The sequence below is a fragment of the Pseudomonas sp. GL_090 genome, assembly GCF_057837765.1.
Genome location: NZ_CM174452.1, coordinates 2,597,441 through 2,611,639, shown reverse-complemented (window position 1 = coordinate 2,611,639; position 14,199 = coordinate 2,597,441). Strand labels below are relative to the sequence as shown.

Here is a 14,199-nt window from a genome sequence, read left to right as displayed (position 1 = left end):
TTCTCCATCAAGGCACGCTACCACCAGGCCGCACGAATGGGCATGGTGGTGGCTGCCGCCTTTTTATTGTTATTTCTGCGGTTCAGATCGGGTAATGCCGCGGTCCATGTTGCAAGGTGACCCAGCGCAACTGGGTGAAATGCTCGATGGACGCCTTGCCGCCAAAGCTGCCGTAGCCGCTGGACTTGACCCCGCCGAAAGGCATTTGCGCTTCGTCGTGCACGGTCGGGCCATTGATATGGCAGATGCCCGACTCGACCCGTTGGGCCAGCGCCAGGGCGCGCCCGGTATCGCGACTGAAGATCGCCGCCGATAACCCGAACTCGGAATCGTTGGCCAGGCGCAGCAACGCTTCATCGCCCTCCCCGCGCAGCAATACCGCCACCGGGCCGAAGGACTCTTCGCGATACAGACGCATGCTCTCGTTGACGCCATCAAGCAGGGTCGGCTGCAAAATGCTGCCGTCCAGTTGCCCGCCGACCACCAAACGCGCGCCCTTGGCCAGGGCATCGTCGATCAACCCCTTGATGCGCGTTCCGGCACTGGCATCCACCAGCGAACCGAGCACCGAATCCGCCAACGCAGGATCACCCGCCCGCAGGGTCTCGACCTTGGCCGCCAGCTTTTCGACAAAGGCGTCGGCGACCTTGGCATCGACGATCAACCGTTCGGTGGACATGCAGATCTGACCCTGATTGAAGTACGCGCCGAAGGCAGCTGCCGCCACCGCTGCATCCAGGTCGGCATCATCGAGCACCAGCAACGGCGCCTTGCCGCCCAACTCCAACAGCGCTGGTTTGAGGTGGCGCGCCGAGAGTTCGCCAACGATACGCCCGACATGGGTTGAACCTGTGAAGTTGACCCGCCGCACCGCCGGGTTGGCGATCAGCCGTTCGACAATCGCCGCCGCATCGGCCGGAGCATTGCTGATAACGTTGACCACGCCATCGCCCAGTCCGGCATCCTGCAAGACCTGGCCGATCAGGCGGTGTACCGCCGGGCTCAGCTCCGAAGCCTTGAGCACCACGGTATTGCCGCACGCCAGCGGCATGGCGATGGCGCGGGTGGCGAGAATCACCGGGGCGTTCCACGGGGCGATCCCCAGCACCACGCCGCAGGGTTGGCGCAGGGCCATGGCAAAACTGCCCGGCACATCCGAGGGGATGACTTCGCCATTGATCTGGGTGGTCATCGACGCCGCTTCACGCAGCATGTTGGCCGCCAGCCGCACGTTGAATCCGTACCAGTTGGCCATGGCCCCGGTTTCGCCGGCCGCCGCGATGAATTCGTCGCTGCGCGCCTGTAACTGCTCGGCCGCTTTAAGCAAACGGGTGCGACGTTCATTGGGCGCCAGGGCGGCCCAGGCGGGAAACGCGGCCTGGGCGGCAGCCACTGCGGCGTCGGCATCTTCCAGGGTGGCGGCGGCTACCCGCGATACCAGTTCACCGGTCACCGGATTGCGACGTTCGAAGGTCCGACCGTCGCGGGCAGGCAGCGACTGGCCGCCAATCAGCAGGGGCACGTCCAGCATGGTGATTCCTCTTTATTGTCTTTATCGGGAATTCATTCGAGCGATGCAGAGCGCCGGGGCGGACAGGCACCCGGCGATCAGTCTCAGCGCTTGTAGGCCTGCAGACCGGGCTTGATGCTCTTGTCGTCGAGGAACTGCTTCATGCCCTGCTCGCGGCCACCTTCGGTGTCGAGCAGGCGCGACTGGTCGAGCTTGGCGTACAGGTAGTCCTCGTTCTGCTCCCAGGTCAGCTCGCGGCAGCGCTTGAAGCCATGCTTGGCCGCACGCAGCACCACCGGGTTTTTCTCCAGCAGGTTGCGCGCCAGATCCACGGTGACTTCACGCAATTGCGCCAGGGGTACGCTTTCGTTGACCAGGCCCATCTCGGCGGCTTTCTGCCCACCGAAGGTCTTGCCGGTCATGATGTAGTACAGCGACTGACGATGGCCCACGGTGTCGGCCATGGCCTTGCTCACCAGGTTGCCCGGCGGGATGCCCCAGTTGATTTCCGAGAGGCCGAAGGTCGCTTCGTCGGCGCAGATCGCCAGGTCACAGGCCACCAACGGGCTGAAGCCGCCACCGAAACACCAACCGTTGACCATGGCGATGGTCGGCTTGGTGTACATGCGCAGCAGTTTCCATTGCCATTGCGAGGCTTCGCGGCGGATCTTTTCCTGGAGGATCTCCGGGCCCGCGTCCACTTCGCGGAAGTATTCCTTGAGGTCCATACCCGCGGTCCAGGCTTCGCCGGCACCGGTCAGCACCAGCACGCCGGCCGCCGGATCCTGCTCCAGGGTTTCCAGCACATCGATCATTTCCCGGTTGAGTGTCGGGCTCATGGCGTTGCGTTTTTCCGGACGATTGAGAATGACCCAGGCGATGCCTTCTTCGATCTCGACCTTGACGGTTGTCCAGCGACCTTCGTAGTTGCTCATGGCATTGCTCTCTTGTTCTTGGCTTGAAGATGACTGGAAATTAAAGGACTCATATAGTTATGTCAATTAACTATTAATCGAATTAACCATTTTTTATTCGCCCGCAAATATCCTCCGAACCCATCGCCCTGAACGGCGGGCGTAGCTATCAGCGGCCAACCCCGGCAAACTGGATACACTTGTTAACCTCCACTTCTTCAGGATTCACCCGCAATGGCCAAGCCTTCCCCCCTCGCCGACCAGAGCGAGTCCCCGTCCGCCACCGCCGAGCTGCAGGCACCGCTGGATTCGGCACTGGATGACCTGATCGGCTACGCGATGCGGCGCGCCCAACTCAAACTGTTCCAGAACCTGATCGGTCGCCTGTCGGCCCACGACCTGCGCCCTGCGCAGTTCTCGGCCTTGGCAATCATCGATCAGAATCCAGGGCTGATGCAGGCCGACCTGGCCCGGGCCCTGGCCATCGAGCCGCCGCAGGTGGTGCCGCTGCTCAATAAACTGGAAAGCCGCGCGCTGGCGGTGCGGGTGCGTTGCAAGCCGGACAAACGCTCCTACGGAATCTTCCTGAGCAAGACCGGCGAAACCTTGCTCAAGGAGCTTAAGCAGATCGCCGCGCAAAGCGATTTCGACTCCACTTCATCGCTGAGCGGCGGGGAGCGCGAGGAACTGCTGCGCTTGCTGAGAAAGGTCTACCAGGACTGAACGCAGGCTGCCGGCACGCTCCAGAAGGTGCGGCCGGCGGGGAACATCGAAGAACCCGGGCTTACCAGATCGGCAAGGTATAGAGCACCTGGAAGCGGGTCTGGTTTTCATCACGAAACGCCGTACCGCTCGGGAAGTCATTGCGATAGATCGCCTTGCGCGCCAACAGCCCGACGTTTTTCAGCGGGCCGCTCTGAATCACATAACCCAGTTCCATCTGGAATTCGCGCTCCTTGCGGTCCTCGGCGTTGTAGGCGGCCAACTCGATATTGTCGCCGCGTACGTAACGCAACCTTCCCTTTAAACCGGGCACCCCGGACGCCACGAAGTCGTAGTCATAGATCGCTTGCCAGGTGCGCTCCTTGGCGTTGAGAAAATCCGAAGCCATGGTCTGTTCGCTCATGCCCATCAACTCCGTGCCGGAGATGTAGGGCGTCGCCGTGTCGCCGCTGGAATGCATGTAGCCGAGGCTCACACGGTGCCCGCCGAGGCGGTAGCCGAACAACGCCGAGAGGTTGCGATTGTCCACCCTGCCCGCCTTGGCGCTGCCATCCTCGCGGCTGAAAAAGCTGCGCAAGTCGCTGGTGAACACACCTTCGCCGAGCGGCAGGTTATGCAGCAATGCCAGGGTGTCCTGTTGGTACAGGTCAGTCACCTCGGCATGGTAGGCGCGCAGACTGAGTTCTTTGTTGACCTGATAATCGCCCCCCACGTACGCCAGATGCGAGGTGGTGGCGGCGCCGTTGAATCGCCGGTTTGGCGAGGCGATGCTCATGGCCTGATAGTCCGTGGAATCGCGCTTGTTGATGCGGTCGATGTAACCGGTGTTCAGGGTCAGGCCATCGAAATCCCTGGAACTGAGCGTGGTGCCGCGAAAGGTCTGTGGCAACAGTCGCGATGGGCTGGCGAAAGCGAACGGCAGGAAAATCGAGACATCGCCGCTCTTCACCGTGGATTGGGCAAATCTTAGTTTGGCCGTCGGGGCGAGCCGTGAATATTCATCCGCCGCGCGCTTGTCGTTGGCAGACACCGGCAACAACTCGGTGCCACTGCGATGCGGCGCAGAGTCGAGCTTGACCCCCAGCAACCCGCGAACGTCCAGACCGAAACCCACAACGCCTTCGGTAAACCCCGACTCCATGCCCAGGATGAAACCCTGGGCCCACTCCCGTGCAGCCGTCTTGGCGCCGCCGTCCTTGTAGTCACGGTCCATGTAGTAATTGCGCAGGGTCAAGTTGCCGTGGCTGTCCTCGATAAACCCCTCTGCTCGCGATGTTGAGGGCAGGACGCTGAAGCCGAGAAGCGCCAGGAGCAATCCTGGATTAACACGGGACACACAGGAAACTGACGCCGCTGCATCGGCGTTGACGGGGTGTTTTGGCATGTTCGATATCCATTTTTATTGTTGTGCTGGATGCCTGACGACCACAGGGCAATCGGCTTCGTGGACAGAGAATGGAAACAGCCGAGGGTGATCGTCAATCGCAGATAGCCGATAATCGAACATTAATATTGTTATCTATTTTTCAACAAGATCATCATAAATCAATTAATCGATTGTTTTTAAAGGCTTTAATTCAGAGGACCGTGCCTTTTAAGAGATCGTTCATTTTTTAGTTATATTTGTTATCTTAATCGCCAGCCATTACATCCAGCGTGCCGGAGTGCAACGGGATGGCTCGACTCCACAACAAAAACAACAATGAGGTACACCCATGGACAGTCCATCGCGTCGCTCGACGCTGACAATCGCTTTGTGCTTTATCGTTGCGCTGATCGAGGGGTTCGATCTGCAGGCTGCCGGCACCGCTGCCGCGGGATTGCGCCAGAGCTTTGCCCTGGACCCGAAGATGATGGGCTGGGTGTTCAGCACCGGGATCATCGGCCTGCTGCCAGGTGCGTTTTTTGGCGGCTGGGTGGCCGATCGTATCGGCCGCAAGAAAATCCTCGTCGGCGCCGTGCTGCTGTTCGGCGTCTTCTCGCTTTGCACCGCCTATGTCGAGAGCTATTCCAGCCTGCTGCTGGTGCGCTTCATGACCGGCCTGGGCCTGGGTGCCGCCCTGCCCAACCTGATTGCCCTGTGTGCCGAGGCCGTGAGCGAGCGCCATCGCGGCACCGCCATCAGCGTCATGTACTGCGGCGTACCCCTGGGCGGCGCGCTGGCGGCGGTGGTGGCGATGTTTTCCAGTGAACACTGGCAAACCACCTTTATCATCGGCGGTCTGACGCCCTTGCTGGTGGTGCCGCTGATGGCCCTGCTGCTGCCCGAATCCACGGCGTTTCGCCAGCAACACGTCACGACCGCCAGCCCACGGTCGTCCACCGCCCAGGCGCTGTTCGGCGAAGGACGCGCACGCTGCACGCTGGCCTTGTGGTTGAGCTACTTCTTCACCCTGACCGTGATGTACATGCTGCTCAACTGGCTGCCCTCGCTGTTGCTGGAACAGGGTTTCACCAAGCCCCAGGCAGGCATGGTGCAGATGCTGTTCAACATCGGCGGCGCCATGGGTTCGCTGCTCGGCGGGGTGATGCTGGACCGCTGCAACGGCCTGAAAGTGGTCCTGTTCGTGTACGCCGGGGTGTTGGCGGCGCTGGCCGGGGTCGGCCTGTCAGTGGGTATCGTGCCGATGGCCATCGCCGGGTTTGCCGTCGGGTTGTTCGTCATGGCCGCACAGCTGGTGCTGTATGCACTGGCGCCTCCTTCCTACCCGACTTCGGTGCGCGCCACCGGAGTCGGCGCGGCCGTGGCCATCGGCCGGCTCGGTTCGGTGGCAGGTCCCCTGGCCGCCGGCCAGATCCTCGCCGCCGGTGCCGGCACCACTGGCGTGCTGCTGGCAACGTCACCGGGGCTGGTGATCGCCGCGCTGTCGATCCTGACCGTGATCGCCCGCAACGGCACGACCACCGAGTCTCATCCGCAAGCTGCAAGCTGAGCCACGCCACCCTGGGTTTGAGGAATGAAAATGCCCGGCAATTTGCCGAAATGCTGTTCACTTAAGCGAATGTGGTCCTCTGTAGGAGCGAGCCTGCTCGCGATGGTCGTTAACGATAACGCGTATTTACTGGCTAAACGCGGCGCTCTTGAGTCCATCGTCGGAACGCCGCCCGGAGCAAGCTCGCTCCTACAATTTCCTTAACTGAACAGCATTACGGCAATTTGCCGGGCATTTTTCATGACCACCGAATCAGCCTCAAATCGATGCACATCATTGACTAATCAGTACAAGGGGGACCGTTAAGCGTCTTATTGCCCATCCACTTCGAACCGGTAAAACTGTCGATCCGGTTCGCTGACATCACTGAAGGGACGAAAGCCAGGGAGCCTTAAATACCGGCACCAATATCTACGACTACCATCACTGCGATTCCTCACCTGTCACACTCACTGATTGCAGCCAATCAACAAAGGCCCGCAAATGGACGGGCTTGTCGGCGTCAAGCGGAACCAGCGCATAGTAAGTCGGGCCGAGTGAGCGCAAAGCCGGAAAGGGTCTCTGCAACCGTCCGGCGGCACATTCGGCCTCAAGCGTTGGAAAGGGACCTATTCCGAAACCAAGCCCATCGACGACGGCCTGCAACGTCACGAAGAAATGATCGAAGCGCAAGGTTCGGCTCGCTCGAAGCATCGGTTGATTTGCACTTTCCAACCAGGCTTCCCAGTCACCTGGACGGGTTTCGGTGGTCAACCAGGTTTCGGCGGCCAGTTGCTCAACTGCCTCGATGCCTGTCCTGGCGAGCAAAGACGGGCTCGCAATCACCGTATTCGACTCCCGGTACAAGGGTATTGCCTGAAATTGACCACCGTTTGGTACGCCCCGTCGTATGGCAACGTCGAAACTTCCCGTGAACGCCGGTTGCGTCGAAAGCACGGTCGAAACGCGCACGTCCACCCCGGGGTGTGTCTCGGTAAATAAAGGCAATCGGGGGATCAGCCAGCGCATCGCGACGGTGGCCGGGGCGCTGACACGGATGATTTTCAGCTGCTGCTTCTTGCCATAGCGCTCGGCAGCGTCCGCGATGTGATCGAACGCGGCGCTGATTTCCCGGGCGAGCGCCCGGGCATGGGGCGACGCCACCATGCTCTGCCCATCACGCACAAACAGCGGTTGACCGAGCCACTCCTCAAGGGCCGCAATCTGCCGACTGACCGCGCCGTGAGTCAGGTTCAGTTCCCGGGCCGCAGCCGAGTAACTGCCTGCCCGGGCGGCCACTTCAAAAATGCGCAGCGCGTGAAGCGGCGGAAGTTTTTGCCTCATGTGTGAGCCTCATGCACAGGTATCGCCAGTTTAATTCGATTGTGTGAGAAAGATGCTCAGAATACGGTGAATCGCCGGTTTCAAACAGTGCAGGTCACTCACGGCGCCGTGCGCTCACTCATCGAAGGGAAGGCTTATCCATGACACAACTTATCAGCGTGAACTCGCGCTCCTATCGCCTGTCGTCGGCACCGACGATTGTTATCTGCGTCGACGGATGCGAGCAGGAATACATCAATCAAGCCATTCAAGCCGGACAGGCGCCGTTTCTTGCCGAACTTACCGGCTTCGGCACAGTGTTGACTGGCGATTGCGTGGTGCCTTCGTTCACCAACCCGAACAATCTGTCGATCGTCACCGGGGCCCCGCCATCCGTTCACGGTATTTGCGGCAACTTCTTTTTTGACCAGGAGACGCAAGAGGAGGTGTTGATGAATGACGCGAAGTACCTTCGCGCACCGACCATTCTTGCCGAGATGGCCAAAGCGGGCCAGCTCGTCGCCGTAGTGACGGCAAAGGACAAGTTGCGCAACTTGCTGGGGCACCAACTGAAAGGGATCTGTTTTTCCGCTGAAAAAGCCGACCAGGTGAACCTGGAGGAACACGGTGTCGAGAACATCCTGGCAAGAGTCGGCATGCCCGTGCCTTCGGTGTACAGCGCGGATCTTTCCGAGTTCGTGTTTGCCGCCGGCCTCTCGTTGTTGACCAACGAACGCCCCGACTTCATGTACCTGTCCACTACCGATTATGTACAACACAAACATGCGCCAGGCACGCCCGAAGCCAATGCGTTCTACGCAATGATGGACAGCTACTTCAAGCGTTATCACGAGCAAGGCGCGATCGTGGCGATTACGGCGGATCACGGCATGAATGCCAAGACCGATGCGATAGGTCGCCCCAACATCCTGTTTTTGCAAGACCTTCTCGATACCCAATATGGCGCGCAGCGCACACGGGTATTACTGCCGATCACCGACCCTTACGTAGTGCATCACGGTGCGCTGGGCTCTTACGCGACCGTGTACTTGCGCGATGCGGTACCGCAGCGCGATGCCATCGACTTTCTCGCAGGCATCGCCGGTGTCGAGGCAGTCTTGACGCGTTCGCAGGCCTGCCAGCGGTTCGAACTGCCCGAAGACCGGATTGGCGACCTGGTGGTACTCGGTGAACGGCTGACGGTGCTTGGCAGTGCTGCCGACAAACACGACCTGTCCGGATTGACGGTGCCCTTGCGTTCCCACGGTGGGGTGTCCGAGCAGAAAGTGCCACTGATCTTCAACCGCAAGCTGGTCGGTCTCGACAGCCCCGGCCGACTGCGCAATTTCGACATCATCGATCTCGCGCTCAACCATCTCGCTTGATTCGCAAACCCGGCAGCGCAGCGAAGACTGCGCGCTCCCGCTTAATCCAAAAACTGGTTAGCGCAGCGAAAGACTGCGCGCCACACGGAGACAGGCATGCCTACAAAAACCGCTGATACCCTGCAATACAAGGCGAACTCGCGAGTATCCACCTTCGACCAATATAAATGGCGCGCACTGATCGGCGTTACGTTCTGCTATCTCTTCTATTACACCGGGCGCCAGACCCTGGGCTTCGCGATCCCCGGCATCCAGCATGATTACGGTTTATCGAAATACGAGATTGGCTGGATCAGCGCCATGATGTTGTGGTGCTACGCGGGCGGTCAGTTCATCAACGGCAATCTGGGCGACAAGTTCGGCGGCAAGCGAATGATGATCGCCGGCGCGATTCTCTCGCTGGGGGCCAACTGGGTCTTTAGCTTCGGCCACTCGTTCTGGTTTTTCCTGCTCGCCTGGGGGGCGAACGGTTACTTCCAGTCCATGGGTTTTGCGCCCGGCAGTCGCCTGCTGTCGAACTGGTGGAGCCATAAACATCGCGGCTTTGTGTACGGTGTTTATGTCGGATTTTCCGGTTTCTCCTCTGTGCTCGCGTTTATTCTGCCGCTGGTCATTCTGGGCGCGATGCAACTGGACTGGATCTGGATTTTCCGGCTGGCACCACTGTCGATGCTACTTGGCGCAGTTGTCCTGTGGTTTTTTGTCTCCGAGCGTCCCGAAGACAATAAATCGGCCCCCCTTGAACAGGCGGACGACACCTCGCTGCCGGCAGCGGAGGATAATTCAACCAGTGCACAGCGCTATGTGACCGTGCTGCGGAACTGGCGACTTTATATCACCGGATTCGCCATCGGTTTCCAGAACGCTGCGCGCTACGCATTAGTGGTCTGGGTACCGGTGCATTTTCTCGGGCTGGACTGGAAGACATCGTCAGCGATTATTGACCCGAAGTGGATCACTATCGCACTGCCGGTAGGGATGGCGTTGGGTGCCCTGTCGAACAGCTGGATTTCCGACGTGGTATTTCAGGGAAGACGCTATCTGGCGATCGTCTCGTATATGGTGCTCGCTTCAACCACCGCGATGATCATGATGTTCGTGCCGCACGCAAGCATGGTCGCGATTGGCTTGCTGTTTCTTTGCGGGTTTTTCGTCTTCGGCCCGGCGTCGTCGTTCTGGGCTCTGTGTCCGGACATCTTTGGACGTCACGTTGCAGGCACCGCAACCGGCGTACTCAATACCATGTCCTATGCATTTGCAGGCATTAGTGAGCCAGTCATCGGCCACATGATCGATTCAACCGGTAGTACGTCGATCATTTTTCCGATAGTAGCGGGACTCTGTGGGGCGAGTGCAATGTTGTCGTTATTGATCAAACGCTGACAACCTTAATGCGCGGATCGTAGCGCCACAAGCGCCACGATTCGCGTGCCCCGAGCGATTTATGATAGCGATACTGACTCGCTCAGGGTTGTCGTTGCAGTGCGTATCAATGGCAACCGTTACCAGTATCGGTGAAGGCGGGACGGACTATCTATACTGGGTTGTGGATGTCCTTCGCAACAGGCAGAAATCGGCCAGGAGCAGTCTGTCGCTACGGGTAGAAAACGACCCATTGCGACTTAAGGCGTCAAAGTATTCAACGCTTGCAGCGCTTTGTAGAAAGCGCTTGGCGACAAGGCTTCCAATCACTACCCCTTTCGAGTAACCCACCTTGGTAATAGGCCGCAACAGCCTGCATCATTAACCTGTCCTCTCCCGAACATCATGGTCCTGAAGCAGGCCAGGAGTGTCACATTGTGTCGTTACCGCTCGTCTTTGAACCTCGGAATCAGCACCTGTCTGTCGGCCTGGATAACGACTGCAACAGCTGATACGCCCACCGTGCACGTGTACAACTGGTACGACTACATCGGTCCGACCACCCTCCAGGATTTCAAGCGCGAAACGGGTATTGAACCTGTGTATGACACCTTCGACAGCGGCGAAGTACTGGAGGCCAAGCTGATGACCGGCCATAGCGGTTATGACGTGGTGGTGGCCAGTAACTTCATCCTGCCCGCCCTGATCAAGGCGGGTGCCTTGCAAAAGCTCGACCGCAGCCAACTGCCCAATCTGAAACACATCGACCCGATAATTTTGGAAAAGCTTCGCGCGAACGACCCTGACAACCAATACGCCATACCTTACCTATGGGGCACCGATGGGATTGGCTACAACGTTGAAAAGGTCCGCGCCATCCTGGGTGACCAGGCACCGGTGAACTCATGGGACCTGCTGTTCAAAGAAGAGAACCTGGCCAAACTCAGTCAATGTGGGGTGGGAATTCTGGACGCGCCCGCCGAGATCATGCCGATCGCCCTGCACTACCTTGGCCTCCCTCCCAACAGCAGCAACCCCGATGATTATAAAAAAGCCGAAGCGCTGATGCTGAAGTTGCGCCCGTACATCACCTATTTCAATTCGTCGAAGATCGGCAGCGACTTGGCCAACGGCGATATCTGCGTGGCCCTGACCTGGTCCGGCGCGGTATTCGGTGCGAAGCAAGCCGCCAACGAAGCCGGAAAAGGAGTGAAAATCGAATACAGCATCCCCGTCGAAGGTGCACCGCTGTGGTCCGATAACCTGGTACTGGTGAAAGACGGCAGCCACCCGGAGCATGGGCTGACCTTCATCAACTACATGCTGCGCCCGGAAGTGATTGCGCCTGCTACCGATCTGGCGCTCACCGCCAACGCCAACAAAGACGCGACGGCGCTGGTCTCGGCTGAAGTGAACGACAACCCGAACATCTACCCCACTGCGCAAGTGATAGCCACACTGTTCACCCTGCAACCGCAGTCCCATGCGGTGGATCGTGTCCGTACGCGCTTCTGGAGCAATATCAAGAACGGCAACTGAGCCGATATCAGCGATGTTGTTTCTGGTCGCGACTGAAGGGCAATCGGCACGCTGCCGGGGCTAGATGCCGCCACCTTGCTCTACGCCTTGCGTCGGGCCAGTTGGCCTGGGCGGAAACCGCCATTCACGACGAGCAGAGATCGGTCATTTTCTGCCAGTCACCACCGGCAGCTATGGGTCCAGGCTGTGTGAAAACGCCTGCGATTGTCTAATCTTCTGATCGTCTAGATCGTGGCGGGGACGATCATGAAGCGTTTCATTGAAGGTGAGGCTCGGACGCAAGTCACGTTGCTGCCGGAGTGCCTGGACGATTACGTTGCCGAAGAAAATCCAGTGCGAGTGGTCGACGTTTTCGTTGATGAACTCGACCTGGGTGCACTTGGTTTTGAGGGCGTCGATCCTGCTGCAACGGGGCGTCCGGCCTACCATCCAGCGATCTTGCTGAAGATCTATATCTACGGCTATCTCAATCGGATTCAGTCCAGCCGCCGGCTGGAGCGTGAGGCCGAGCGCAACGTCGAGTTGATGTGGCTGACGGGTCGACTGGCTCCAGATTTCAAAACCATCGCCGACTTTCGCAAAGACAACGGCAAAGCCATTCGCAGCGTCTGCCGACAATTCGTAGTGCTTTGCCGCAACCTCAATCTCTTCTCCCAGTCGATCATCGCCATCGACGGCAGCAAATTCAAAGCTGTGAACAACCGCGACCGTAACTTCACTCAGGGAAAAGTGAAGGCACGCATGCAGCAGATCGAGCAGAGCATCGATCGATATCTGGCGGCAATGGATTCGGCGGATCGGGCAACGCCCGAAGTGGCCGAGGCCAAAGCAGAACGGCTGAAAGAAAAGATAGAAACGCTGAAAAAGCAGATGCAAAAACTCAAGGACATCGAGGCGCAGCTTCACGAAAGCCCAGACCAGCAGATCTCCCTTACCGATCCAGATGCACGCTCAATGGCCACGAGCGGACGAGGCACCGGAACGGTTGGCTACAACGTACAAACAGCCGTCGACGACAAGCACCATTTGATCATTGCCCATGAGGTGACCAACGTTGGTAATGATCGTGGTCAACTCAGCAATATGGCGAACCAGGCGCGTGAAGAGATCGGCGCTGAGTCGCTGACGGTGGTCGCCGACCGAGGCTATTACAAAGGGCTGGAAATCCTTGCCTGCGAACAGGCGGACATCACCACCTTCGTACCGAAACCCCTGACATCTGGCAGCAAAGCCGAAGGCCGATTTGGTAAGCAGGACTTCATCTACGTTGCTGCATCGGACGAGTATCGATGCCCTGCGGGGCAGTTACTGACCAGGCGGCATTCGTCGATGGAAGACGGCATGTTATTGCATTGTTATTACTTCTCGGGCTGCCAGTCCTGCGCAATGCACAAGCAGTGCACTACGGGCAAGGAACGCCGTGTGAAACGCTGGGAACATGAAGCTGTAGTCGACGCGATGCAGGCTCGGCTAGAACATGATCCGGCGATGATGAGGGTTCGGCGACAGACCGTTGAACATCCGTTTGGAACGCTCAAGTACTGGATGGGAAGTACCCACTTCCTGACCAAGACCCTGCCGAGGGTGAGCACTGAGATGAGTCTTCATGTGCTCGCCTACAACCTCAAGCGAATGATGAGCATCTTCGGCATCGCAGGACTGCTTGAGGCGATCAGGGCGTGAATCCAACCGTTTGCTCGCCCGTTAGTGGCCGTTTGGGCCGCTGACGCGGCACAAACGGCATTACGAACATCTATGTAGCTGACTAAGGTAATTCGCGCTTCCGCCGGCTGATTCCAAAGGCAACCCTCGCGACTCTCAGTTTCCGACGTATTTAGCGCGTTTTCACACAGCCTGGGTCGACTGCTGCCCTTACGACAGGCAGAAATCGGCCAGGAGCGGTCATTCCAATTCTGTTTGCGCGAAACCTTGGAATTGGCCAACACGCCCTCATAACAGTGGCTATACACAACGCTCCCGAGAGGAAGGACAGACCATGACCAGACACACCGAAACTGCCATTCTCGCCGGCGGCTGCTTCTGGGGCATGCAGGATCTGCTGCGGCGCTATCCCGGTGTGCTGCACACGCGGGTCGGTTATACCGGCGGCGATGTGCCGAATGCCACCTATCGCAACCATGGCAACCACGCCGAAGCCATCGAGATCGTCTTCGACCCTGCCGTAATCAGCTACCGGCAGATCCTTGAGTTCTTCTTCCAGATACACGACCCCAGCACGCCCAACCGTCAGGGTAACGACCTGGGCCCCAGCTATCGTTCGGCGATCTACTACCTCAACGAACAGCAACGCGACATTGCCGAGGACACCGCTGCCGATGTCGATGCTTCACACCTGTGGCCAGGCCGAGTAGTCACCGAAATCGAACCAGCGGGGCCTTTTTGGGAGGCGGAACCAGAACACCAGGATTACCTCGAACGTATTCCGAACGGCTACACATGCCACTTCATCCGCCCGAACTGGAAGCTCCCCAAGCGCGCCTGAAAGTCGAGTTTGTGAGGCGCAGAGGTGA

The 14,199-nt window shown here is 58.8% G+C and carries 11 protein-coding genes; 7 read left to right on the top strand and 4 right to left on the bottom strand.

Annotated features, from left to right (window positions below; translation table 11 throughout):
- Positions 1 to 82: 82 nt before the first annotated feature.
- Complete coding sequence (locus AC3ITA_RS11690; protein ID WP_095941790.1) at positions 83 to 1,531, bottom strand: aldehyde dehydrogenase; 1,449 nt, start codon at positions 1,529 to 1,531, stop codon at positions 83 to 85.
- Between the two features lie 83 nt (positions 1,532 to 1,614).
- Complete coding sequence (locus AC3ITA_RS11685) at positions 1,615 to 2,445, bottom strand: p-hydroxycinnamoyl CoA hydratase/lyase (protein ID WP_046038330.1); 831 nt, start codon at positions 2,443 to 2,445, stop codon at positions 1,615 to 1,617.
- A gap of 213 nt (positions 2,446 to 2,658) precedes the next feature.
- Here AC3ITA_RS11685 and AC3ITA_RS11680 point away from each other — a divergent pair, with 213 nt between their 5' ends.
- On the top strand, positions 2,659 to 3,147 hold the full coding sequence (locus AC3ITA_RS11680) for a MarR family winged helix-turn-helix transcriptional regulator (RefSeq protein WP_150673326.1): 489 nt from the start codon (positions 2,659 to 2,661) through the stop codon (positions 3,145 to 3,147).
- Between the two features lie 61 nt (positions 3,148 to 3,208).
- Here AC3ITA_RS11680 and AC3ITA_RS11675 read toward each other — a convergent pair whose 3' ends face one another.
- A complete protein-coding gene (locus AC3ITA_RS11675; protein WP_489280351.1) occupies positions 3,209 to 4,531 on the bottom strand; it encodes an OprD family porin in 1,323 nt (440 codons plus the stop codon).
- 331 nt (positions 4,532 to 4,862) lie between these two features.
- On the opposite strand from AC3ITA_RS11675, the gene mhpT reads away from it, so the two are divergent.
- On the top strand, positions 4,863 to 6,080 hold the full coding sequence (gene mhpT, locus AC3ITA_RS11670) for a 3-(3-hydroxy-phenyl)propionate transporter MhpT (RefSeq protein ID WP_489280349.1): 1,218 nt from the start codon (positions 4,863 to 4,865) through the stop codon (positions 6,078 to 6,080).
- Between the two features lie 423 nt (positions 6,081 to 6,503).
- On the opposite strand, the gene AC3ITA_RS11665 is transcribed toward mhpT, so the two are convergent.
- The gene (locus AC3ITA_RS11665; protein WP_489280347.1) at positions 6,504 to 7,403 is read right to left on the bottom strand and encodes a LysR substrate-binding domain-containing protein; all 900 of its coding nucleotides are present in this window, start codon (positions 7,401 to 7,403) and stop codon (positions 6,504 to 6,506) included.
- Between the two features lie 140 nt (positions 7,404 to 7,543).
- Between AC3ITA_RS11665 and phnA the strand changes: the two genes are divergently transcribed.
- From phnA to msrA, 5 genes are all read left to right on the top strand, one after another.
- Positions 7,544 to 8,767, top strand: a complete 1,224-nt coding sequence (gene phnA / locus AC3ITA_RS11660) for a phosphonoacetate hydrolase (RefSeq protein ID WP_489280346.1) — start codon at positions 7,544 to 7,546, stop codon at positions 8,765 to 8,767.
- A gap of 96 nt (positions 8,768 to 8,863) precedes the next feature.
- A complete protein-coding gene (locus AC3ITA_RS11655) occupies positions 8,864 to 10,150 on the top strand; it encodes an MFS transporter (protein WP_489280344.1) in 1,287 nt (428 codons plus the stop codon).
- A gap of 414 nt (positions 10,151 to 10,564) precedes the next feature.
- Positions 10,565 to 11,668 (top strand): polyamine ABC transporter substrate-binding protein, encoded by a 1,104-nt coding sequence (locus AC3ITA_RS11650; RefSeq protein WP_095941783.1) that lies wholly within the window; start codon positions 10,565 to 10,567, stop codon positions 11,666 to 11,668.
- A 246-nt stretch (positions 11,669 to 11,914) separates the two neighbouring features.
- Entirely contained in the window at positions 11,915 to 13,351 is a 1,437-nt protein-coding gene (locus tag AC3ITA_RS11645; protein ID WP_489277636.1) for an IS1182 family transposase, read from the top strand.
- 313 nt (positions 13,352 to 13,664) lie between these two features.
- A complete protein-coding gene (gene msrA / locus AC3ITA_RS11640; protein WP_095941782.1) occupies positions 13,665 to 14,171 on the top strand; it encodes a peptide-methionine (S)-S-oxide reductase MsrA in 507 nt (168 codons plus the stop codon).
- Positions 14,172 to 14,199: the final 28 nt, after the last annotated feature.